A 21,518-nucleotide genomic window follows, 5' to 3' on the forward strand; every position below is an offset into this window, starting at 1 on the left:
CGGGATAATGGTGGCATATTGCTATTCCGGGAGCTTTGCCGTTAGTGAGTGCTTAAGGTCTGTAAGGTGAATGTCTGCAAGATGAACGTCTTTTAGATGATCGTTTTCCAGATAAATCAGTCTTCACGTTTACGCATCAAACCTTCCTGTACGGCGGAAGCAACCAGCTCGCCGTCACGGTTATAAATCTCACCCCGAACCAGACCGCGTGAGCCGCTGGCTGATGGACTGTCAATGACATAAAGCAGCCAGTCGTCCATACGGAACGGGCGGTGGAACCACATGGAGTGATCTATGGTGGCCACCTGCATTTTCGGGGTCAGTAACGTGACGGCATGTGGTTGAAGGGCGGTGACCAGGAAACCCCAGTCTGAGGCATAGGCCAGCAGGTACTGGTGAATGCGAGGATCGTTCAACATTTCACCATTGGCTCTTATCCATAGGTATTGTTTAGCCGCCTCTGATTGAGGATGGAGCGGATTGACCACAGTGACCGGACGAACTTCAATCGGTCGCTCGCAGCCAAAGGTCTCGACAAATTTGCGGGGCAGCTGGTCTGCGATGGCTTTGACATGATCCTGTTCAGGCTTCAGAGACTCGGGTGGTGGGGCATCTTCAGGCATTGGGAACTGGTGGTTAAAGCCGTCTTCCAGCGCCTGATAAGACGCTGTCAGGTAAAAGATAGGGCGACCGTTCTGAATTGCTTTTACCCGGCGGGTGCTGAAGCTTTTACCGTCACGCAGGTTTTCGACATCGTAGATAATCGGTTTTTGCGGATCACCCGGCAGCAGGAAGTAGCTGTGGAAGGAATGGACAAACCGGTTCTCAGGCACAGTTTCTTTCGCTGCTGACAAGGACTGTCCGATGACCTGGCCACCATAAACCTGGGGTAAACCAAGATGTTCACTCTGGCCGCGGAACAAACCTTGTTCCAGTTGTTCTAAGTGCAACAGATTGAGAAGTTCGTTCAGTTCTTTGCTCATCGGAGCTCCAGTTATAATGCTATTATTAGCCAAATTTTTACAGTTAGTTATCCATAAACTCAAGGCGAAAGGTTCTGAAGTGTTAGAACCATCAGTTTGTGGGAGGAATATCAAGGGCAGGGTACAACGATGAAAAAGATGTTTGCGTTACTAACCTTATTGGTCACGGCTATGGTTATCTCAGCATGTACAAATATGATCAATAAAGAAGCAGGTGTCGAAAAAGTTGAAGGTAATCTGACGTATCGTGAGCGTATGGCGCTTCCGGATGATGCGCTGATTACGGTGACCTTGTCAGATGTTTCTCTGATGGATGTGCCCGCGACAGTGATCAGCCGCCAGTCGTACCTGGCTGCAGGCAAGCAGGTGCCTTTTTCATTCAGCCTCCAGTATATGGAAGAAGAGATTAAGCCATCTCATACCTATGCCGTGAGCGCGCGAATCGAAGTGAACGGTAAGCTGCTGTTCATCACAGATACTGCCAATCATGTGATTACCGATCCGGCCAAAACCACTCAGTTGGATCTGATGCTGGTACGCGCAGCACAATAACTGCATAACCGCACCCTTATACTTAAAACCCGGCTTTTATGCCGGGTTTTGCTTATTCAGGAGATCTCTCTTCTGGGTATCCATCCCAACGGTAACGCTTCAAAGCAATCCTGCCCGTAACAGAAACCTCAATGCCATCAGCAATCAGACATTGCCGCTGGCGCAGGAAGTCATCACCCTGCTGTGAAATTTTCCCCTGACTGTTGATCACCCGGAACCAGGGCAGTGTAGAGCCTTCCGGCAACTGGCCTAACAATTTTCCCACGTGACGGGCATAACCGGGAAAGCCCGCAAAGCGGGCAATATCACCGTAAGTCGACACTTTGCCGTCGGGGATCTGCGCGATCTGGCTGTAGATTTGATTCTTAAAGTCGTCCATATTGGGATCCTGGGTAACAATTTGTGCAGGGAGGTGCAAATGTTATATACCACAATCCTGGCTGTCATGAGCATGTTACTGACCATTGTCGGGGTCAGCGCCCTTGGGCTCGCACAGCATCATTTAACCGTGCTTGCGGTGGCCATCCCCGCACTGTGGCTGTTGCCGCAAGGCGGCGTGTCCGCTGTGTTGCTGTTAATGGGTATCGGCATGTTTGGCGCCGTATTGCCTTTTCAGCCGCTCGCCCTCTCGGTGAGCCTGCTGATGATGCTCCCTGTCCTGACTGTCTCTTTCTCGCCCCGGGGCAACTGGCAGGTTGCGGCGTTACTCTTTGCTGTGGTGATCGCCATGGATGCCGGCTTACTGGCCTTGCAGGGCGAAGAAAAACTGGCAGGCCAGGCCGCGTATACCTTGCTGCAGGTGCTGGCGGTCTGTTTCATCTGGCTTGCCGCTCGCTACTGGCGCCCGGTTAAAGCGAATTATGGCTGGCCATTACTGCTGGCAGTGCCTTTATGGCTCGGTGGGCTGACACCGGCCGCCTTGGTTGTACTGTGCATCATAGGTGTCATCGTCGCACTTCAGACACTGTACCAGCAGAATCAGCTTGTCTGGGTAACAAGGCTCAACTGGGTATTACCGGCGATTGCCTTTGCCACCCTGGTGGTGATCCCCGAATTTGAAGTGCCTAATCCCGTTTTAGTCGCCTGGCTGCTGGTGCTGGGCAGCGCCTCGCTGGCCGAATATTTACTCAACGAATTCGAAAGTACATAAAGGGAACCCGGCAGATGGGTAATAATCCAGCAGTCAGCAGCACGCGGCTTGCCAATGCCTTGCATTGTCTTTGGGGTTAGTGGATAATCCGTCCCGTTCTCGCAATTACCTGAAAGGGTTATCAGTGAGACATCGAATCTATGGAGGCCCCCATTGGTCCTCCCGCAACACTAACTCGTGAACCCGGTCAGGCCTGGAAGGGAGCAGCCGCAGCGAGCGACGTGTGTGCCGGGATGTGGCTGGCGGGGGTCTCCACCCATCTGGCGTTTGTGTAGTTTTCACCATAAGCCTGCATAATTCCCCTAAAAGCGTACATAATTAGCACCATAAGCGTGCATAAGCTATTTTTGTTGTAGTTTAACAACAAAACGGGCTAGGCATTATGTATCGTCGTCAGCTCAAACACTCCCGCGTAAAAAACTATTTAAATTTGTAAGTACCAAGTGCAGTGGTAATGACCCCGAACAGCATTTTAGGTGGTCAAGACAGCACTAAAGAAAGAGCTGTATCATTATAAGATAACGTCGTTCATTTTCTGCAAAGATCCAACTTGAAGCTGCATGTTTGGTGCTTAACCAGAGGTACTCAATTTCTAAAGCCAGTCACTTCTAAAATATGAATGAAACGGTACTATTCTGAGAACTAGCTATTTAGGAACCTTAACTTTTATCTAATATGAGACCAGAGGCACAAAAGAATAGGTAAACAATTTAGTTCTTGCAATTCCAGTCAATCGGTTAATGATTCTACTCTAAATGTTTATCCTAGCCTAATCTTCTGATTTTTATGAATATGGTATGTAACTAGGCTGTTTGTTTTTATTGGGAGCACTTTGAAAGATAAGTTATTTTCTGTGACAATACAAAAATTGGGAATGTTAAAAATTAAGAGATCTTGCCCATGTTTCGCCGGGAAGCGGTAAATCATCAATATAATAAACTTTGGGGAGATGTAACTCTTTCTCAACCATTAAGCCACCGGGCTTTTTTCTTTCTTTTGGTTTTAATATTCCTCAGTGGTATGTTTTTTATTTTTAATGCAGAGTATAAGAAAAAACAAACAGTAAGTGGTTATTTACTGCCGAATAAAGGTGTTATTAAAACTTACTCGCCTGGCAGTGTTTATGTGACAGAGGTTTTTATTCAGGAAGGGCAGTACATAGAATATGGAATGCCTTTGTTTAGGCTTAAATACAAGCACAGTACAGATTTAGGGATAGACCTGAATGATATTCTTTCAGAAGAAATTAATAAGCAGCTTTCAATAATTAATGATCAGAAGATTCGAACACATAAGATTTTCGAAAACAGGAAACGAGCATTCAATGAAGAGATTAACTCGAAACAGACTCAGATCGAATTGATTAATCTGAAAATTATTCAGGCCGAATCGCGTAAATTAATGGCTGAAAATCGACTTTTTAATTATGAAAAGATGTCAGAGAAAGGCTTTTTGTCAGACATTGATGAAGAGAGTCAAAGAGACCTTTTGTTAACACTACAACAAGATATTGTCACCCTAAAAGCAAAAGTTGCACTTCAAGAGCAGGAGATACGTAACCTCAATATAGAACTCGAACAGTTACCCCTCGAAGAAGAAAAAGAAATACAAGACCTGTTATTATCTGAGTCTCAGAAAAAGAATCGTTTGACTGAATTATCCGGAAAAAGTGAAATCCTTTTACGTAGTTCATCAACTGGCCGAGTGACGGGTTTAGATATAAAAGTAGGTCAATTACTTCGGCCACAGCAGTATATGTCGAGTATTTTGCCTGAAGGATCGGTTTTATATGCAGAGCTGATGGTTCCCACGAGTGCTTTCGGCTTTGTTTCTAAAGGTCAGGTCGCAAGAATAAAACTCGATGCATTTCCGTTTCAAAAATTCGGCATGTTGGATTCTGAAATATATGAAATGACAGGAAATATTATTCTTCCAGGAGAATTCACTCTTCCTATTGCGAATACTGAACCTATGTATCGAATTAAAGCAAAGCTTGCCAAACAAACAGTTCAGGCATACGGAAAAGAAGTGCCTTTACAAGCAGGAATGCAACTTGAAGCTGACATTATTACTGATACACGGTCATTAGCTGAGTGGTTAATGGAACCGTTGTTTAGTTTGAGAGGAGTTGTGGAGTTTTAGGGCTTTAGGTCTATCTGCATGGTAAGGTTAATAAGGGAATATTAAGCATTGAAAACAATACTCCAGTCAGAAGCTGCAGAATGTGGCTTGTCGTGTTTAGCTATGATTGCGGACAGTTATGGTTATAAATCAGATTTGAATTCTCTTAGAAACAAGTATGCGCAGACCCTAAAAGGCGTTAATTTACAACAGCTTATTAATATTGCTGACGAGTTGAATTTAGCTGGTCGAGCGTTAAAACTGACTCTCGAACAGCTGGGCCATTTAAAATTACCCTGTATCATTCACTGGGACATGAATCATTTTGTGGTGCTTCTATCTGTATCTAATAAGTCTGTGACGATTGTTGACCCTGCTATAGGTAAACGGACTCTGTCTCTGGAGAGTATAAGTGATCATTTTACCGGAATAGCGCTAGAGTTAACGCCGACAAAAGCCTTCAAAAAACAAGATGTCAGGGTGAAGATGAGACTTTCTCAGTTTATTCACTCGGTAAATGGCCTAAAACCTGTTCTTTTTCAGCTTTTTGCGCTGTCGTGCATATTGCAGGTGTTTGCTTTGGCGAGCCCGTATTATATGCAACTCGCGATAGACGAAGTGATCGTGAGTTTTGATCAAAGCCTGCTCTCAATGCTCGCACTGGGCTTTGGCTTAGTGGTTTTACTTAATGTAGCGACCAGTGCATTGCGTGGCTTTGTTGTTATCCACCTTGGTGCGACCCTTAACCAGCAACTGGCCTTCAATCTTTTCCAGCACTTAATGCGTTTACCCTTGAGCTTTTTTTCAAAGCGCCATATGGGCGACATCGTATCCAGATTTGGGTCGTTGGAACAAATAAAGCAAATGCTAACAACAGCTATGGTGGAAGCCGTTATTGATGGCATCATGGCAGTGATGACGTTAGTCATGATTTATCTCTATAGTCCGCAACTTGCGTGGGTAGTATCAGCGGCTATGCTGCTATACCTCTTATTGCGTTGTTTGTGGTACCGACCACTTCATGAAATTTCCGAAGAAGCCATTGTGGCTGATGCAACTGAAAACACCAACTTTATGGAAAATGTGCGTGCAATGCAGACCATAAAGCTTTTTGGTATTGAAGCAAAACGACAGGCTCTTTGGCAGAACCATTATACAAAGGCGTTGAACCTCAATGTACGAGTAGAGCGGTTAAATCTGGCCTATAACCTTTCCAAGAATTTTCTTTTTGGTGTTGAAAATGTTCTGGTTATTTTTCTTGGCTCACAGCTTGTTATGGCTTCAGGTGGAGATGAAATTTTTACTATCGGCATGTTCATGGCGTTCATGGCCTATAAAATGCAACTTATACAGCGCTTCTCTTCACTAGTCGATAAGCTCATTGAGTTCAAAATGCTGGGTTTACATTTAGAACGCCTTTCTGATTTGGCACAAGCTGAACAGGAAACCCACTTACACTCCAAGCAAAATCATGATATGTCAGGTCAGCTGAGCATCAATAATATATCTTTTCGCCATTCCTCGGGAGAGCCTTATTTATTCCAGAATCTGAGAGCAACGTTTGAGTCCGGAGAGTGTGTGGCAATCGTTGGGGCTTCAGGAGGTGGAAAAACGACATTGATGAAAGTCATGCTTGGGCTGTATCAACCTGAATCTGGTGAAGTAACTGTCGATGGGAAAAGCCTGGATGAACTGGGACACCTTCAGTATCGACGTCAAATAGCGACCGTTATGCAGTCGGATGAATTGTTGTCGGGATCTATTGCCGAAAATATCGGTCAATTTGATCCAAATCTCGATATAGATAGTGTTAAGGCATGCGCAAAAATGGCAGCCATTGATCAAGATATTATGGCGATGACAATGCAGTACAACTCGCTTGTTGGTGACTTGGGCTCAAGCCTTTCGGGTGGACAAAAGCAGCGAGTGCTTCTTGCGAGGGCGTTATATCGCAGCCCTAAAATTCTGTTCTTAGATGAAGCGACTTCTCATTTGGATATTGCTTCAGAAAGTGCCGTTAATCGTTCTCTTTCTGAACTTAACATTACTCGCATTCTTATCGCTCACCGCAAGGAAACAATACAAATGGCTGATCGAGTATTGGAGCTTAGGGATGGGCAGTTGTTTGAAGTAACCGCTCAGTACAAAAGTATCAGCAAGATTACTGAATACTCCCAGTGACTAACATAACAACCAGAGAACAAGCTATGAGTTCAATTTGGGCGAAGGAACCTGATCGTATAAACATTATTAACAGCTTACTTCATGATATTTGTTCTTACTTAAATGAAAAAGCGACGGACACTGATCCATCGCTCTATCGTGGATTGGCAGGTCAATTGCTCTTTCAATGGAATTTGAGAAAGTATAACGAATCCTTAGTCGACCTAACGCGCTTTGAAAAAAAGTTCGATATGTTTCAATCTCAAATGAGTGATCTGAAGGATATCTCGTTTGGTAAAGGATTGAGTGGGTGCTGCTGGCTCCTTGAGTTGTTGTCTGCTGAAGCTGATGAAGCAGAGTATGATCAGGAGATTAATCGAGATTTCGAATTGTATCTGGCTGAAACGTTTAGCGATCATCAATGGAGTGGTGATTATGAACTCGTATTTGGTCTGGCTGGCTATGCGGCTTTTTGTCGCAGGCGTTTTATTAATAATCCCCACGAAAAGGCGTATCGTTCAATACTTGAAACATTAACCAGAAGTGCAGTGAATACAAAAGACGGATTGAGCTGGAGTACACCTGTCTCATCAGCACTACGTTTTAATTGTTCCTCTGATAATGAATTTAATCTTGGTGTAGCGCATGGCGTAGGCTCTGCTATTGCAACACTCAGTTTTGCTCTTCCGCTAATTGGGGACGAATGGCAGCAAATCAAAGGGATCTTAGTGCGCTCTTGCCAGTGTTTATTGGCTAATCACAACTCGCCCGAAGCCAGTACATTTTTTGGTTATTATGCTGGACAGACATGCGAGACACGCCTTGGTTGGTGTTATGGTGATCTTAGTGCTGCCTGGGTACTGTCAAACGCCGCTTCAGCATTGAAAGACGAAGCAATGTTGAGTCGTGCAAAGGAAATTGCATTGGCTTCGACTCATCGTACATTGCAGGAATCGGGTGTGGATGACGGTGGATTATGCCACGGCAGTTCAGGTTTGTTTCATATTTATCGTAAGCTGTACAAAAAATTTGGTTTATCTGAGTTCTATGACGCCGCTGACTACTGGCTTGACTATACATTGTCTCTTTATCGGGAAAAAGGATTATCCGGACTCAATCAGTATGTATCTGAACAGGGTGTTTCTATCGAAAATGCAGGACTTTTGGAAGGCTATTCTGGTATTGGTCTCTGTCTACTAACTGCAGTTGGCGTTGATGACAGTTGGGATGATTGTTTGCTCCTCAGTTAATCAGAACTTCCTTTACAATAATCAATCACATTAAGCACCGCTGCTTTTCTTCATTCAATTTACCGTCAATCTAGCCTTAGTTTACTTAGGGGGGAATGACGATTTAAGACATGGACAATGATATGAAAAAAATAAAGTGTGACAATTTCTTTGTTATGAGAACACCAAGTCTGCCTGTGACTGATTATTTTTCATGGGAAGGTGACGACGAGCAACTTACCAACACTTTGGAGAACTGGCTCGAATATCCGAAAGTCAGGGAAGCACTGTATCTATCTAGTCCATCATTATTGTCAAGAATCCCGATATGGAAAAAAGATCCCAACAGCAAACAAGGGAAAAAAATTGGGTGTGCATTGCTCAAATACTATATACGGATGCATTGTCGCCCTACGCCATTTGGCTTGTTTGCTGGTATCAGCAAAGGGGAATTTAGCCATACAACAGATTTGTGTTGCTTACCGTGGGAAGAAGATAAACGAAAAACCAGGCTCGATATGTTATATCTTTCAGGGATACGTGATTATCTTTCCCTGGAAGAAAATATTACAAAACACACTGTAGTGAAATCGAACACTACCCTTTATCACTCAGGCCACCGCACATTGAGGTATATCGAGTCTTATCAATCTGGTAATGCATTGAATTACCAACTTAGTGAGGCTGAAACAGATGAGTACCTTGACTCCATACTAGAGCTCACAAATAAAGGCATAACTTTAAATGTGTTAGTAGATAAATTTTCAGATGCTTATCCGTTAATTGCAAGGGACGATATAAGGCAATACGTAGAAGATCTTCTTAGTGAGAAGATCTTAATATTGGATATGCCTTTGCCTCTCACAGCAGAAGAGCCATCTTCGCATTTGGTGAAATCTCTCTCTATGTCAGGGCTAATGAAGTACTCGTCGGTATTACATTCGGTAGTTGACACCCTCCAAGATTTCGACACCAAAACGCATGTCAGCACTGAAAGTTATTCAGAGGTGGTAGATAAGCTAAAAGCATTACCTTTTCCGCTTAATCCTACAAAGTTGATTCAGGTAGATACGGAGCGTAATTTTTCATCAAAGCTCCTCAGCAGGGATATTGCTGATTCCATTGAAACAGCATGTTCATTACTAGCAGGGGTCACGCACGAAGCAGCGAATCCACTCAAAAATTTTATCACTCAATTTCAGCGTCGATATGAGGGGCGTTTTGTCCCTCTCAATAAAGTGCTAGATGATGAATCAGGGATTACCTTTGGATCTGAGAAAGGCTACGAATCACCTCTATTGGCAGGTATTCCCCTGAGTGTGAGTTCAGCTAATGGTAAAGCTCTAGAAAGCACACCGTTGGATGACCTGCTCTTGAAAAAATTATGTCGTAGGGGGGCCTTTGCTGAGGAAGAAATTTACCTGGATCGGAAAGAGCTAGAAAAGTGTGCAAGGCCGGGTAAGACGGAGTTGCCGGTTTCGTTTGGAGTTCAGGCCTCCTTATTCGAAACAGGAGATGAAAAGGAAACCTTGATTCATTTTCAGGGTTGCTATGGTCCATCAGCAGCGAATTTTTTAGGTCGTTTTTGTCATCTGGATAAGGATCTCACAAAAAAAGTAAGAGAGCACCTTCAAAGAGAAGAAAATTCGCGACCTGAAGCTATCTTTGCGGAAGTGATCCATTTACCGGATGGTAGACCTGGAAACGTTATTTCACGCCCTAAGCTGAGGAATCATGAAATTGTATTTTTGGCGGATTCGGATCTCGATGAAAATTTTCAAATCCAGCCTAAAGAGCTTTTTGTTTATGTTGAAAACAATCGGGTACGTCTGTGGTCAAAACGGTTGGGTAAAGAAGTGATTCCCCGAATGTCTTGTGCCCATAACTTCAATGCAAACAGTTTGGGAATATATAAATTTCTCTGCCAGATCCAACAGCAAAATATACAACTCCCCCAATTTATTTGGCCTAAAGCACTGAGCGTGGCGGAAGTATTACCAAGGGTGAAGCTTGGTAATATTATCTTATCTCCCAGAACGTGGAACCTTCAAAGGAAACTATTCATTGAATTAGAAAAGATGACGAAATCTCAGTTTACTGAGCAAGTTAACCGTTTTCTTTCTAAGTATGACCTGCCAGAAAATGTTGTATTTTCACTACATGACAATGCATTGACATTGAACTTAAGAAGCGCTAAGTGTCTTCAGGTTCTTTTGAGCGAAACGCAAGGTTTGGATACCGTAAAGCTTCAGGAGTCTCTAAATCATATTTATTCACCACTCGTGAAAGAGCAGAGTGATAGCGTTAAAAGATATGCAAACGAAGTTCATTTTTTGTGCATGAATCAGGAAAAGAAGGGAGTCGGTTCAGTGCCGGAATCGACAGCAACATTTAGTGAGCCGAGCCAAGAGAAAAGGCGTTTTATGCCAGGAAATGAATGGCTTTCTTTGCATATTTATGGAGGAAACTCAGATGTTGAGAACCTTCTTACTAAACATTTATCTCCTCTTATTAAAACAATGCAGAAAGAGAATCTTTTCAGCAATTGGTTTTTCATACGATATAGCGATCCTGATTGGCACCTCCGTCTTCGATTTAGAGGCGAACCGAAAACCTTGCTAAGTCGAGTACTCCCTGCGGTTTCAGAGGTGCTTTGCTCATTAACAGAGGTTGATAAGCTTGCTCATTTCACAGTCGCACCTTATGAGAGAGAAATAGAAAGGTATGGGGGGGATGCTACTATTGCTATTGCTGAGTCCTTGTTTGAGGTTTGCTCAGAAACCACACTTAAGGTTTTAAGTCAAATTGATATGCATGGAGAAAGTCTACGCTGGAGAGCTGCTATTATGATTTCAGACAGCGTACTTTCATCATTTGGTTACGAGTTAACTGATAAACTTTCGTTAATTAGTCGGTTACGTAGGGCGTTTGGGAAAGAATTCTCTGAAACGTCAGCGCTTCGTAAAATATTGGGGCGTAAGTACAGAGAATTGTCTGGTTTCCTTCATTCCGATTTATCTAGAGATAACTCTTTCCCTGTGAATTATCCCCCTTCTGAGCTCTTTTCAATTGTCCAGTCTCATGAAAAAAGTGTTTCAGTATTCAGCAGTAAGTTACTTAGTTTAAGTGGTGATGAAACAATAATATCGAAAGACGAGTTGTTGGCTTCTCTTCTTCATATGCAACTTAATAGAATTTTTAGGGCTTACAATAGGCAGCACGAGTTTGTAGTCTACGATTTTCTTCGAAGATACTACTTGAGTACACAAACACTTACGACTAATAACTAATTTATCATTTTCATAATTACGTGACTAGCCGCATAATAGAGAATAAATTTATATTATTGTTGCTACTTGACTGTTCTTGATATGTTACGTTCTATCAAGTCAGTCTTGAATGCTGGCATTAAAAAATAGGAGAAAGTAATGAAACTTAATGTAAAAAAAACTGTAGTCGCAAAATTATCGAAAGATGCAGACAACATGCCTGTTGAAATTGAACGTGAAGCAGCAGAGCAAGTTGCAGGTGGCTGGCCAACTTTATCAGTTGGCCTTTCTTGCATGAAAACAAAGCCTGTTCAAGCATCAAGTGAAAGTGAATAAATACCAAAAAGGAATATGACATAGTTGCTATTGAGCTAAATTATGTAATTAGTCTGTTTCCTGCTTTGTAATTGTGTTTATGGCAGATGTATACAAAGTTAAAATGTCTTACTGTCAGGCACTCAAAATAATAGAGTGCCTGATTTTTTTTCACATCTATCTTCTTCTGAGACAATAACCATGATCAATACTTCATCGCTATTGCATGTTTACCCCGGCTTCATTAATGATTTAATTCAGCATGTAGAGCGCTTTGATAGTCTCGGTAGTAGCAATGGAGGTGAGGTGTATGGATCCTTAATGGAACCATTGCTGCTTAAAGAGGCATTCGATGTTGAATCTCTCTCTGAAGACGTTATTTTTACATTGCTTACAAGTTTAAAGGAAGACAGCCGTCAGAATGGCTCTTCCAAATTTCGTCTTTACATTGAAGGAAAGGAAAACCAAGCGGAGGAAAAGAGGTTTATAGGAGAAGAAAGAGAAGCGTCAGAAAGCATTGAACAATTTTTTATGCGGGTTTCTGAAGGGAAGAAATTCGGTATCGTCATTAACGGTGTTCAACAGTGGTCAGATGATATTTCCCGGTTCGCTGCAAAAGTATTCAAGCCTTTAGTTGAAAGATATGGCTATTCATGCGCCTCTGTTGAAGCAACATTGTTTATGGGAAATTACGGATATACTCCATTTGGTATTCATGTTGATGATCCCTATACGCATGTTGTTCACTTTCATCTTGGTCCGGCGGCTAAATCGATGACACTCTTTGAACCGGAATTATTCCATCAACTAAACGGGCCAGAAAAAAATTGTTATCAACCTGAAGACCTGATCTCCTACGGGGATACATACGAAATAAGTGCAGGGTCTATGTTTCTTCTGCCTGCTAATTACTATCACGTGGGTAATACTCAGTCATTTTCTATTGGGCTGGCATTATCAATTTCCAAGAATCCAGAGAGTGCTATAACACAATTCCTGCTCTATGATGCAGTTAATGACAATCGCTTTGCAGGTGATGTTCACGAAGTGATAGAACGTTTAGAAATCAGTCAGATCACACTGGCTGAGTGGATGTCAGAAAGACTTGAAGATCACTGTCTGAGAAATAAAAGTCAAAAAGGGCTAAGATATTCTTTTATCGAACGCGAGGTTCCAGAATTTGAAAATAACACCGTATTTCTGCTTGATCCTGATTTCTCCATAGAGTTTGCGGATAACGGGGAAAAAATAAGGGTTTTTTGTAGAGGGAATAAAATAAAGTTGTCTTCTGAAAATCAGTTTATAGGTTTCCTTCAGTGTCTTACTTCCCAAAAAGATACTTTTACAATTAGAAAATTATATGAGTATTTTAATGGCGAGGTTAATATGGATACGATAACTTTTTTAATTGCATTATTTTATTCATTTGGTGTGATTCATATACGCGAGTAGATTTTTAAATATTTTAATAAATATAATGGGAGTTAACTGATTCTGACAATAGCAAAAGGTATCTTAGGTTCACCTTTTGTCAGTGTCCAGGGTTAGTGGATCGGATCATATATAGTACGTACTCTGTCGCCATATTCAGTGGTTTTTTCTGCACCTGCGAAATTATTGATACTTGCTACTTTCTCAAGTGTTGGGATTTCTACTCTTGCCACTATACGCGTAATAATCAGAGCAACCACTCCTCGTCGAACTGGCCACTCATCCATATATTTGTAGAAACCCTCAGCTCCATCAATTCTGCCAAGTGCCCCGATTACTCCGTGACTGCATGCCTCACAGGTTTGGTCCGAATCATGATTACCAGAATGAAGCTGAGCAGCGTGGTGATGGCAGCCGTTAAATAAAGTGGCCTGATCCCCCAATGATCTAATAGCCCGGCCCCTGCCATGGCACCTGCTCCGATGGCTCCGTTGAAGATAGCAGCATAAATCGCGGAAGCTGGTAATGCATCAGCTCCTGCTAATCGTATGATCCAGGCCTGAATTCCGACAAAGAGTATAGCGATGCCAAGGCCCCAGCCGGAGAGCAGCAAGAGTGCGATAATCCCATCTTTCACTGTGACTGTGCTGATCAACAGCAGACAGAGGGATACCAATAGCAGGCCGATGCTAAGCACAGCTTTCAGGTGTTTATCGATGAAGACTCCGCACAGTAAATTACCGAGTATTCCCGCAATGCCGAAGGCAAGCAGGCAGATGACGACCCAGTTTTGAGGAATGGCCAGTTCTGAGGAAAGCAGGACTTCGATGAAGGTAAAGGCAGCAAAGTGTGCAACGATACCGCATGCTGCAATCAGATATATCCGTCTTAAATCTGTATTGCGCAGCACCGAAACAAATTGGTTTCGGCTCAGAGAGGCAGTGCCGGCTACACGGGGAAGACTGAATGCCAGAGTAAGCGCGGTGGCGACAGAGAGTAACCCCAGCAAACCAAAGGACAATCGCCAGCCGGCGTCATGACTTATCCAGTTGATGAGCGGAACTCCGAGAACACTGGCAGTGGAGACGCCGCCAAAGATAATTGCAGTTGCCCGGCCAACGCGGTTCGAAGCGACCAGTTGTGCTCCCATTGTGCCAATCATCGCCCAGAAGGCACCATGCGCGAGTGCGCCCGCTAATCGGGCGATGAGAAGTACAGTGAAGCTATGGCTCGCTGCCGACACGGCGTTAGAGATTCCCAGTAAGAGCATCAGTCCGACTAACAGTGGCCGGCGGGGCAAATGGCTGATAGTCATCACAGACAATAATGCGGCTGCAGCGCCCAGCCACGCATACAGGGTGACAACTAATCCAGTCACACTGGTATTCTGATCCAGATCGGCAGCAATGGCTGACAGCATACCAATGGGGGCTAATTCAGTGGTGACCACAGTAAATGCAGCGACCCCGAGCATGGAAACGGCCGCCCAGTTGCGCCAACCCGTAGCGTTGGATGTATTCATGAGTTGACTCATTCCATTTCCTCGGAGGTGTAACGGTCACCTGTCGGCTGAAAATCCCCTGTGGCTTGTTGTCGCTGATTCAGATCATCAGAGGACGGAGTGATACTGGCTCTTTGCGGCAAATAGAATTCGCTCATACCCGTATAGCTCAGTCCTATCGCAGACACTTCCAGCTCTTGGCTCAGAAAACGCTTTCGCATGATTATTTCTCCTTGGTTCGTTTTATGATTCTCAATATACTTTCCGAAACTGGAGGTTTGTATGGCGAAATATGGTAATCCGATTTCCGATATAGGAAAAAGGGGAAGGCATAACACGTTGAACTGGGATGATGCCAGGATTTTTCTGGCTATTGCCCGGTCAGGTACCTTAAGTGGCGCCTCAAAAGCGTTGGGAATTGGGTTAGCAACAACATCGCGTCGTATAGAACGGCTGGAGGCAGCGCTGGGACTGAGCCTGTTCATTCGTGATCAAATCGGCTACAGGCTGACAGATGAAGGAGTGATGCTGATTGCTCAGGCAGAGGCACTAGAGCAAGCTGGCCATGCGTTTGGTGCGGCTGCTCAGGGCAGCAATGATGACGTGGCGGGGCATGTACGCCTGGCAACAGCGCAAGGCCTGGCTGATCACCTTATTATTCCTGCACTTCCCCGGTTAATGTCATCACACACCAATCTGACCATCGAGGTTGTGACCGGTGTCTCTACGGTCAACTTGCATCGATATGATGCTGACATGGCAATACGTATGGTCAGGCCGGAACGCGGCAATGTGAGTATCCGGCGGTTAGGTGAGCTTGGTTTTGGCCTGTATGCATCACAAGAGTATTTGCAGCAGAGAGCCGCACCAGAAAATGGCGGGTTGTTCGAAGATGATGATTTTATTGGCTGGTCTGAGAGCCAGCAGCACCTTCCGGCGGCACAGTGGTTAGAAAAAAGGTTGCGTGGGAAGCCTTGTCGCCTGACCACCACCAGCATGTCATCTCAGGTAACAGCGGCTCAAGCTGGAGCGGGGATAGCCGTTCTCCCTCATTTTATTGCTCAAAAGCAGGGACTGACTTGTGTCCAGAGTGATATAGGGTGTAGTCAGCCGATTTGGCTGGCGATTCATTCCGATCTGGCACACTCCAGAAGAGTACGGCTTGTTGCCGATTTTCTGAGTGATCTTGTTCTTCAGAATAAAGGGCTGTTGGTGAGCGGGCACGCATGATGGTATACAGCCGGATGATGATATCAGGCACAGTCATCATTAATCTGGCGGCATTAATCGCCATTTATCTGATTGAGTATGACAACCCCAATACGCTGGACCCTTTGAGGGGATCCGGCAAGTGGCTGGCATCTTGGTTTCAGGCGGTGACGCCGTGTACAGCGGGTTTCAATACCCTGGCGGTTGGCTAATGTGACCTGCGTTGCTCGGAAAGCACTCAGTGCATTCCAGCCAGTACATCGGTCAGGCGTTGATGGGCAAATATCCCCAACATTTTCTGCAACTTGCTCATTTATCGCCATAATTAGACGTAGTCATCATAAAAAAGTGACAACACATTTTTCGAGCCGACTAGGGTAAGGAGACCAAATGAAGCATCAGTTGTTGGGGTTAAGTTTGACGGTGATATTAACGATTCAGCTTTCGGGGTGCGGTGTGTTGCTACACCCTGAACGAAAAGGTCAGCGGGGAGGTCAGGTGGATCCGGCTATTGCCGTTTTGGATGCGGCGGGCTTGCTCCTGTTTGTTGTCCCCGGGTTGATCGCTTTCGGGGTGGATTTGTATTACGGCACGATTTACTTACCGGGAACAGCCAAAACCTTAAATGAAGAAGAACTGAACAGGCTCAGGACAGTAGATGGACAGATCCAGCCAGAACAGCTCGCCAGGTTTGTTTCAGAGCAAACCGGTCAGACTATCCATGCTGAAGAGATGGTGTCCTATCCGGTCGGCTCAGTGGATGAGTTAACCTTTATGCTTGCTGAGGTACCAAAGAAGACCTCCTCTTAGATTGATGGCAGTATTATCAAAGGTATATTGCTGAAGGTATCTTACTGTCGATGGGTAGTGATCCTGAATATCAACACCAGCGCTCACGGCTGATGCTTTAAGTATTGCTACTCATCTGACTGCCAGGGTTCACTATGCATGGCGCGAGTTTCAACAAGGTAGGGCAATACATCATACATTTCTGGCGTTATGCAGAAGCAGGTGTTGATATTTGGTCTTTGACGTGCTCAATGAAAAGCTCGACCGATCGGGATAGCCTGTTTGGATTCCATACCATATGAATATCCCAGCTTGTTTCTTTTGGAAACGGGATTAATTGAATGGCGTCATAAATTCCGAGAATTGATTTTTTCGGTAAAATAGCAACACCTGTATTGGATAAGATCAATGTAATAATGGTTTGCAAATCTGCTGAAATATTGGTGATCTTGTATGTTCTGTTTTTTAACAGAGACATAGTATTCAAATTGATCTGAGATTTACTGTGATTACTCATCATCAGCAAATTATATTTCTGTAAATAGAAGTCAATATGATCACTGTCATACTGGCTTTTTGAAACAGCTAGAACAAATTCATCACTTGAAACACGAATACTGCCGAGTGACTGCGAGGCTGGTTTTCTCATGAAGCCAATATCTAAGGAACCTGAAAGTAATTGATCTTCTTGATCTTGTGAGCATATATCTGACAGGGAAATAGAAATGTTACTGTGTTTCTTCTGGAAGTCACGAATAAAAACCGGCAGGAAATCATTACTTGATTTACCAAAACCAATAGATAAAGGTGTCAGGTTATTCTGTGAGATGCTGGATATCAATTCATCTGTTTTCTTAATATGCCGATTTAACGCTGTGATTTCATTAATGACGAGTTTACCTGTATCTGACAGGACCACGCCCTGGCTATCTCTGACAAACATTTCAATCTCATAGGCATCTTCAAAATTTTTAATCTGTTTTGACAGTGCAGGTTGAGAAATACAAAGTATCTGTGATGCAACCCTGAAGCTCTTCACTTTTGCAAGGATTTCAATAGAGCGTAAATGTTTTGGATTAACCTTCATAACTTTAAGTTATCGCCATTAAAATAAAATCACTATGCACTATAGCATAAACGTAGATAATTCTGATATCGAACACTGATGAATGGGTTTTATATGCAATATTGTGTGCTGGTGAAAGAAGAAGTGCTGGTTTTTGAAGAGATCCATGCAGAAAACGCATCGGATATCATCTTTAGCTTATTCAGGCAGGGGTTTGTATTAGCACCTGTATTAATTGAGGCAAACAACGCAGAGAACGCTAGAGCGTGTTATCAGCATCGTTATGAATGGAAGGATGTTTCCACTGCATTTCAGCAGAAAAAGGTATTGGTCTGTTAGTTTTTATTGGATGAATACCAGAATTCATCAAAAGGTGCCAGACGTTGCGGTTAATCGCTGCGCCAACAGTTAAGAAGAAATCCGTGTGTTCACTGTCGGATTGACTGACAGCGGAGCACACGGAAATCGACGTGAAAGCGTTGACGGATTATTTCAGGGCAGTTTCCAAAATCGCATAGGCGGCTTTGATGCGTTCGCCGTTGGGATAATTCTTGTTGGCCAGAATCACGATGCCGGTTTGCTCGGCAGGTATATAGGCGACATAAGCGCCGAATCCGCCGGTTGAACCCGTTTTGTTCACCCAGATGTTCTCTGGCAGAGGTTTGGGTGACGCGATTGCATCAATAGGCATCGGGTTGAGAATGGTCTCAGTCGAATTTCCCGCAAGCAAGGTGTTCAGTGATGCCGGATAATCATACATTTCCCAGGCCAGCCCTTGCGTCAGGGTGCTGGCTTGATAATAACCTGTCTTGGTATTTGCCAGCGCTTGCTTCATCAGAGGCTGGACAGAAACTGTCCCGATATTGGCTTCGATATAGCGCACCATATCCGCACTGGTCGATTTAACACCGTAGGCTTCAGCATCCAGAACACCGGGATTGACTCTGACAGCGTCGCCAGCAGCGTTGTAGCCAAAGGCGTATTCGTGCATTTTAGCTTCCGGCACATTGACAAAGGTGCTGGACATCCCGAGTTCCGGCAGGATGAGATCTTCCATCAGCGCCGGGTAGGCATCCCCCATACTCTGAGCGGCGAGATAGCCAAACAGGCCAATGCTCGGATTAGAGTACAGCCTGTGAGTACCTGCCGGAAAGGCAGGCTGCCAATGGCGATAATAGTTCAGCATGCTCGTGTGGTTCGTGACGCTGTCAGGGAACTGAAGCGGCAACCCTCCAGCCGAGTAAGTGGCTAACTGAATTAACGGCGTGTTTCCAATCGTACTGCCTTTTAGCGCCGGTAAATACTTCGACACCTGATCGTCGAACGATAGTTTTCCTTGCTGTTGGGCATAGCTGGCCAGCGTCGCGGCAAAGGTTTTACTGACCGAACCCAGTTCAAAAATAGTGTTCTCCGACACGGGCTGCTGTTGCTGAATATCTGCCAGCCCATAGTTATAGTAATAGGTTTTGCCTTTGATAGTGATGCCAAAGGTTATACCCGGAATCTGGTAGGTGTCCATTAATCGTTCAGCTTGCTGATCCACGGCCTTGCGGAGCGTTGCTTCCTTCCCAGTTGTCTGACTGTAGGCAGGTGATGCGGCTGAGGCCAGAAATGCAGCAAAGAGTATCAATGATCGAGTATTGCAGATGGTGCTTTTCATTGTGACTTCTTAATGAGTATAAGGTGAATGTTAATTATCGGCCCCCATGGAGACAGGGCGGATATTAAAGTGAGTCAATTTGATGCACAATGTGCGAAATCTAATAAGAGCAATAAGAAAATCTAGGGTCAGAAAGTCTGAGGTCACAGGAATGAATATTACCCACCTGCCGCTGAACGCGATTCGTGCTTTCTTAGTGTCGGCAAAACATCTGAATTTTACCAAGGCAGCGGTTGAATTGTGCGTGACTCAGGCTGCAGTCAGTCAGCAGGTGAAAATGCTGGAGTCCCAGCTGGGCGTGTCCTTATTTATACGTCAGTCCCGGGGGTTAAATTTATCAGAAGAAGGCATGATGCTGCTGCCTGTGGTGCAAGGGGCGTTCGACAATCTGTCTGAAGCTCTGGACATGCTGGCGCAGGGTATCCACCGGGAAGTGGTTACTGTGGGTGTGGTCGGTACATTCGCGGTGAACTGGCTGCTTCCCCGAATTGCTGATTTTCAGGCACGGTATCCCCTGGTTGACCTGCGCATCTCAACCAATAACAACACGGCCGATCCGGTCGCTGAAGGTCTGGATTATCTGATCCGTTTCGGGAAAGGCAGCTGGCATGCCACGGAGGCGACTGAGCTTTTTCCCGCGCCGTTTACTGTCCTGTGTCCACCGGGAATCGGCCAGGCATTGGCCTCGCCGAGAGATGTGTTGAACTACACCCTATTGCGCTCCTACCAACCCGATGAATGGCAACTGTGGCTGAATGAAGCCAAAGTGGCAGTGCCAAAAGCGAAACTGAGTGCCATAGTGTTCGATTCTTCAATCGCCATGATCGAAGCGGCAATTCAGGGCTATGGTGTGGCACTGGCCCCACCTGTCATGTTTGAAAGGCTGTTGATGGAAGAAAAGCTGGTGCAGCCGTTTGATCTTTATCTGCATAAGGGGTCTTACTGGCTCACCAAGCTGCATGCGCAGAAAGAGAGCCAAGCGCAAATTAATTTTAAACAATGGTTGCTCGCCTGTGCCAGTGAAGCGTGCAGCACCTCAGTATGAGCAGCGATGCCGGGCTTGTTTTTTTTCACTGATCAGACAGGCTTCCGCCAGCAGCTGGCTGATCCATTCCTGAAATACATTGACCCGTAAAGAGAGGTTTTTCCGGCTTGGATACAGGAACGAAAGCGGGATGGGGCTGGGTTGGTTGTCGGGCAAGACCTCCTGCAATGTATTGTTTTCTAATAAATGCAGTACATCATATTTTGGGATTTCAATAATGCCTATGCCAGCTAAAGCGCTGGCGATATAGGCTTCTGCATTGTCGACCGTGACCCGGCTTTGCATGGGCACCGAGACAGTTTCCCCATCTGAATGGTATTCAAGACTTGCCTGCTGGGCTGGCATCTGGATGGCGTAATGGATGAGATGGTGCTGACTTAAGGCTTCCATGTTGGCCGGAATGCCAAATTTAGCTAAGTACGCCGGACTGGCACAGTAAATGACTGCCAGATCGCCGAGTTTTTTGCAGATCAGCTCTGAGTCGGATAATTCACCGACCCGGATAACACAATCAACCCCTTCAGCCACCAGATCAGCCAGCCGGTCTTTCATGCTGAGTTCGATGTTAATCCTGGGGTACCGGGATAAAAAATCAGGGAGAGCAGGGATCACGATACGGCGGGCAATCCGGCTGGGCATGTCGATACGCAGTCGTCCTTGTACCTGATGGGGGGCAGTATGAAACATTCGTTCCGAAGCGTTAAATTTCTGCACAACATGGCTGGCGGTGTCCAGATAGCGAAGCCCGTCCTGAGTTGGCGTCAGTTTGCGTGTGGTACGGTGTAATAACTGAACACCCAGCCGGTTTTCTAATGTTTGTATCACAGTCGAAACCGTCGATCTTGGCATATTTAATGCTTCCGCAGCTTTGGTGAAACTGCCACTTTCCAAGACCTGAATAAAAACTTCTATTTGCTGGATTCTGTCCATCTTGTCTCTGCCATTGTTCGTAAACGCTGACAGGTTCTGTCAGGAATTCGGATTTATCTAGTGTAGAACACTCACTATAGTCATTCAGTGCTGTAATGAAAATGG

At 44.7% G+C, this 21,518-nt stretch carries 19 protein-coding genes, 1 other RNA gene and 1 pseudogene; 14 read left to right on the top strand and 7 right to left on the bottom strand.

The genetic code is table 11. The features are described from left to right. Positions 1-116: 116 nt before the first annotated feature. A complete protein-coding gene (gene tesB / locus IFO68_RS04430) occupies positions 117-983 on the bottom strand; it encodes an acyl-CoA thioesterase II (protein WP_192014762.1) in 867 nt (288 codons plus the stop codon). A gap of 129 nt (positions 984-1,112) precedes the next feature. Between tesB and IFO68_RS04435 the strand changes: the two genes are divergently transcribed. Then, positions 1,113-1,535 carry a YbaY family lipoprotein gene (locus tag IFO68_RS04435; protein ID WP_192014763.1) on the top strand — a complete coding sequence of 141 codons (423 nt, stop codon included), beginning with the start codon at positions 1,113-1,115 and terminating at the stop codon, positions 1,533-1,535. A gap of 52 nt (positions 1,536-1,587) precedes the next feature. Here IFO68_RS04435 and IFO68_RS04440 read toward each other — a convergent pair whose 3' ends face one another. After that, positions 1,588-1,914: an MGMT family protein gene (locus IFO68_RS04440; RefSeq protein WP_192014764.1), complete on the bottom strand. Its 327-nt coding sequence runs from the start codon at positions 1,912-1,914 to the stop codon at positions 1,588-1,590. A gap of 39 nt (positions 1,915-1,953) precedes the next feature. Here IFO68_RS04440 and IFO68_RS04445 point away from each other — a divergent pair, with 39 nt between their 5' ends. The 8 genes from IFO68_RS04445 to IFO68_RS04480 all read left to right on the top strand — a co-directional run bounded on the left by IFO68_RS04445 (position 1,954) and on the right by IFO68_RS04480 (position 13,234). Beyond that, a complete protein-coding gene (locus tag IFO68_RS04445; protein ID WP_192014765.1) occupies positions 1,954-2,685 on the top strand; it encodes a VP0952 family biofilm-associated protein in 732 nt (243 codons plus the stop codon). Between the two features lie 151 nt (positions 2,686-2,836). Continuing rightward, positions 2,837-2,933: signal recognition particle sRNA small type (gene ffs, locus IFO68_RS04450), an RNA gene on the top strand. 652 nt (positions 2,934-3,585) lie between these two features. Further along, positions 3,586-4,827: an HlyD family secretion protein gene (locus tag IFO68_RS04455; protein ID WP_192014766.1), complete on the top strand. Its 1,242-nt coding sequence runs from the start codon at positions 3,586-3,588 to the stop codon at positions 4,825-4,827. A gap of 48 nt (positions 4,828-4,875) precedes the next feature. Continuing rightward, positions 4,876-6,987 carry a peptidase domain-containing ABC transporter gene (locus IFO68_RS04460; RefSeq protein ID WP_192014767.1) on the top strand — a complete coding sequence of 704 codons (2,112 nt, stop codon included), beginning with the start codon at positions 4,876-4,878 and terminating at the stop codon, positions 6,985-6,987. A 26-nt stretch (positions 6,988-7,013) separates the two neighbouring features. Continuing rightward, positions 7,014-8,219 carry a lanthionine synthetase LanC family protein gene (locus IFO68_RS04465; RefSeq protein ID WP_192014768.1) on the top strand — a complete coding sequence of 402 codons (1,206 nt, stop codon included), beginning with the start codon at positions 7,014-7,016 and terminating at the stop codon, positions 8,217-8,219. A gap of 122 nt (positions 8,220-8,341) precedes the next feature. Beyond that, positions 8,342-11,488 carry a lantibiotic dehydratase gene (locus IFO68_RS04470; protein WP_192014769.1) on the top strand — a complete coding sequence of 1,049 codons (3,147 nt, stop codon included), beginning with the start codon at positions 8,342-8,344 and terminating at the stop codon, positions 11,486-11,488. Between the two features lie 138 nt (positions 11,489-11,626). Next, positions 11,627-11,803 carry a hypothetical protein gene (locus IFO68_RS04475; RefSeq protein WP_192014770.1) on the top strand — a complete coding sequence of 59 codons (177 nt, stop codon included), beginning with the start codon at positions 11,627-11,629 and terminating at the stop codon, positions 11,801-11,803. Between the two features lie 300 nt (positions 11,804-12,103). Continuing rightward, the gene (locus tag IFO68_RS04480) at positions 12,104-13,234 is read left to right on the top strand and encodes a cupin domain-containing protein (protein ID WP_192014771.1); all 1,131 of its coding nucleotides are present in this window, start codon (positions 12,104-12,106) and stop codon (positions 13,232-13,234) included. Between the two features lie 313 nt (positions 13,235-13,547). Here the strand turns inward: IFO68_RS04480 and IFO68_RS04485 are convergent, their stop codons facing one another. Both IFO68_RS04485 and IFO68_RS04490 read right to left on the bottom strand, forming a co-directional pair. Next, positions 13,548-14,747, bottom strand: a complete 1,200-nt coding sequence (locus IFO68_RS04485; RefSeq protein WP_192014772.1) for an MFS transporter — start codon at positions 14,745-14,747, stop codon at positions 13,548-13,550. Then, a complete protein-coding gene (locus IFO68_RS04490; RefSeq protein WP_192014773.1) occupies positions 14,744-14,935 on the bottom strand; it encodes a hypothetical protein in 192 nt (63 codons plus the stop codon). The genes IFO68_RS04485 and IFO68_RS04490 overlap by 4 nt, the downstream gene beginning before the upstream one ends. A 61-nt stretch (positions 14,936-14,996) precedes the next feature. Between IFO68_RS04490 and IFO68_RS04495 the strand changes: the two genes are divergently transcribed. The 3 genes and pseudogenes from IFO68_RS04495 to IFO68_RS04505 all read left to right on the top strand — a co-directional run bounded on the left by IFO68_RS04495 (position 14,997) and on the right by IFO68_RS04505 (position 16,733). Next, entirely contained in the window at positions 14,997-15,944 is a 948-nt protein-coding gene (locus IFO68_RS04495) for a LysR family transcriptional regulator (RefSeq protein ID WP_192014774.1), read from the top strand. Beyond that, a pseudogene (locus IFO68_RS04500) lies at positions 15,938-16,129 on the top strand (Ktr system potassium transporter B); the annotation flags it as partial. The gene IFO68_RS04495 and the pseudogene IFO68_RS04500, both read left to right, overlap by 7 nt. Before the next feature lie 184 nt (positions 16,130-16,313). Continuing rightward, positions 16,314-16,733 (top strand): hypothetical protein, encoded by a 420-nt coding sequence (locus tag IFO68_RS04505; protein WP_192014775.1) that lies wholly within the window; start codon positions 16,314-16,316, stop codon positions 16,731-16,733. A gap of 187 nt (positions 16,734-16,920) precedes the next feature. On the opposite strand, the gene IFO68_RS04510 is transcribed toward IFO68_RS04505, so the two are convergent. After that, the gene (locus tag IFO68_RS04510; protein WP_192014776.1) at positions 16,921-17,799 is read right to left on the bottom strand and encodes a LysR family transcriptional regulator; all 879 of its coding nucleotides are present in this window, start codon (positions 17,797-17,799) and stop codon (positions 16,921-16,923) included. A gap of 78 nt (positions 17,800-17,877) precedes the next feature. On the opposite strand from IFO68_RS04510, the gene IFO68_RS04515 reads away from it, so the two are divergent. Beyond that, positions 17,878-18,117, top strand: a complete 240-nt coding sequence (locus IFO68_RS04515; RefSeq protein ID WP_192014777.1) for a hypothetical protein — start codon at positions 17,878-17,880, stop codon at positions 18,115-18,117. Positions 18,118-18,265: 148 nt separating this feature from the next. Here IFO68_RS04515 and ampC read toward each other — a convergent pair whose 3' ends face one another. Continuing rightward, positions 18,266-19,438: a class C beta-lactamase gene (gene ampC, locus IFO68_RS04520; RefSeq protein WP_192014778.1), complete on the bottom strand. Its 1,173-nt coding sequence runs from the start codon at positions 19,436-19,438 to the stop codon at positions 18,266-18,268. A gap of 151 nt (positions 19,439-19,589) precedes the next feature. On the opposite strand from ampC, the gene IFO68_RS04525 reads away from it, so the two are divergent. After that, a complete protein-coding gene (locus IFO68_RS04525) occupies positions 19,590-20,483 on the top strand; it encodes a LysR family transcriptional regulator (RefSeq protein ID WP_192014779.1) in 894 nt (297 codons plus the stop codon). On the opposite strand, the gene IFO68_RS04530 is transcribed toward IFO68_RS04525, so the two are convergent. Then, entirely contained in the window at positions 20,475-21,413 is a 939-nt protein-coding gene (locus IFO68_RS04530) for a LysR family transcriptional regulator (RefSeq protein ID WP_192014780.1), read from the bottom strand. The genes IFO68_RS04525 and IFO68_RS04530 overlap by 9 nt on opposite strands. Positions 21,414-21,518: the final 105 nt, after the last annotated feature.

The sequence above is a fragment of the Photobacterium arenosum genome, from assembly GCF_014841115.1.
Lineage (GTDB): Bacteria > Pseudomonadota > Gammaproteobacteria > Enterobacterales > Vibrionaceae > Photobacterium > Photobacterium arenosum.

Excerpts from the sequence above, each read along its gene's own strand:
- IFO68_RS04525 (WP_192014779.1), top strand. The coding sequence starts at position 19,590 with ATGAATATTACCCACCTGCCGCTGAACGCGATTCGTGCTTTCTTAGTG.
- IFO68_RS04440 (WP_192014764.1), bottom strand. The coding sequence starts at position 1,914 with ATGGACGACTTTAAGAATCAAATCTACAGCCAGATCGCGCAGATCCCC.
- IFO68_RS04435 (WP_192014763.1), top strand. The coding sequence starts at position 1,113 with ATGAAAAAGATGTTTGCGTTACTAACCTTATTGGTCACGGCTATGGTT.
- ampC (WP_192014778.1), bottom strand. The coding sequence starts at position 19,438 with ATGAAAAGCACCATCTGCAATACTCGATCATTGATACTCTTTGCTGCA.
- IFO68_RS04485 (WP_192014772.1), bottom strand. The coding sequence starts at position 14,747 with ATGAGTCAACTCATGAATACATCCAACGCTACGGGTTGGCGCAACTGG.
- IFO68_RS04465 (WP_192014768.1), top strand. The coding sequence starts at position 7,014 with ATGAGTTCAATTTGGGCGAAGGAACCTGATCGTATAAACATTATTAAC.
- IFO68_RS04480 (WP_192014771.1), top strand. The coding sequence starts at position 12,104 with ATGGAACCATTGCTGCTTAAAGAGGCATTCGATGTTGAATCTCTCTCT.
- IFO68_RS04495 (WP_192014774.1), top strand. The coding sequence starts at position 14,997 with ATGGCGAAATATGGTAATCCGATTTCCGATATAGGAAAAAGGGGAAGG.
- IFO68_RS04505 (WP_192014775.1), top strand. The coding sequence starts at position 16,314 with ATGAAGCATCAGTTGTTGGGGTTAAGTTTGACGGTGATATTAACGATT.
- IFO68_RS04490 (WP_192014773.1), bottom strand. The coding sequence starts at position 14,935 with ATGCGAAAGCGTTTTCTGAGCCAAGAGCTGGAAGTGTCTGCGATAGGA.
- IFO68_RS04515 (WP_192014777.1), top strand. The coding sequence starts at position 17,878 with ATGAATGGGTTTTATATGCAATATTGTGTGCTGGTGAAAGAAGAAGTG.
- IFO68_RS04445 (WP_192014765.1), top strand. The coding sequence starts at position 1,954 with ATGTTATATACCACAATCCTGGCTGTCATGAGCATGTTACTGACCATT.
- IFO68_RS04470 (WP_192014769.1), top strand. The coding sequence starts at position 8,342 with ATGAAAAAAATAAAGTGTGACAATTTCTTTGTTATGAGAACACCAAGT.
- IFO68_RS04455 (WP_192014766.1), top strand. The coding sequence starts at position 3,586 with ATGTTTCGCCGGGAAGCGGTAAATCATCAATATAATAAACTTTGGGGA.
- IFO68_RS04475 (WP_192014770.1), top strand. The coding sequence starts at position 11,627 with ATGAAACTTAATGTAAAAAAAACTGTAGTCGCAAAATTATCGAAAGAT.
- IFO68_RS04530 (WP_192014780.1), bottom strand. The coding sequence starts at position 21,413 with ATGGACAGAATCCAGCAAATAGAAGTTTTTATTCAGGTCTTGGAAAGT.
- IFO68_RS04510 (WP_192014776.1), bottom strand. The coding sequence starts at position 17,799 with ATGAAGGTTAATCCAAAACATTTACGCTCTATTGAAATCCTTGCAAAA.
- tesB (WP_192014762.1), bottom strand. The coding sequence starts at position 983 with ATGAGCAAAGAACTGAACGAACTTCTCAATCTGTTGCACTTAGAACAA.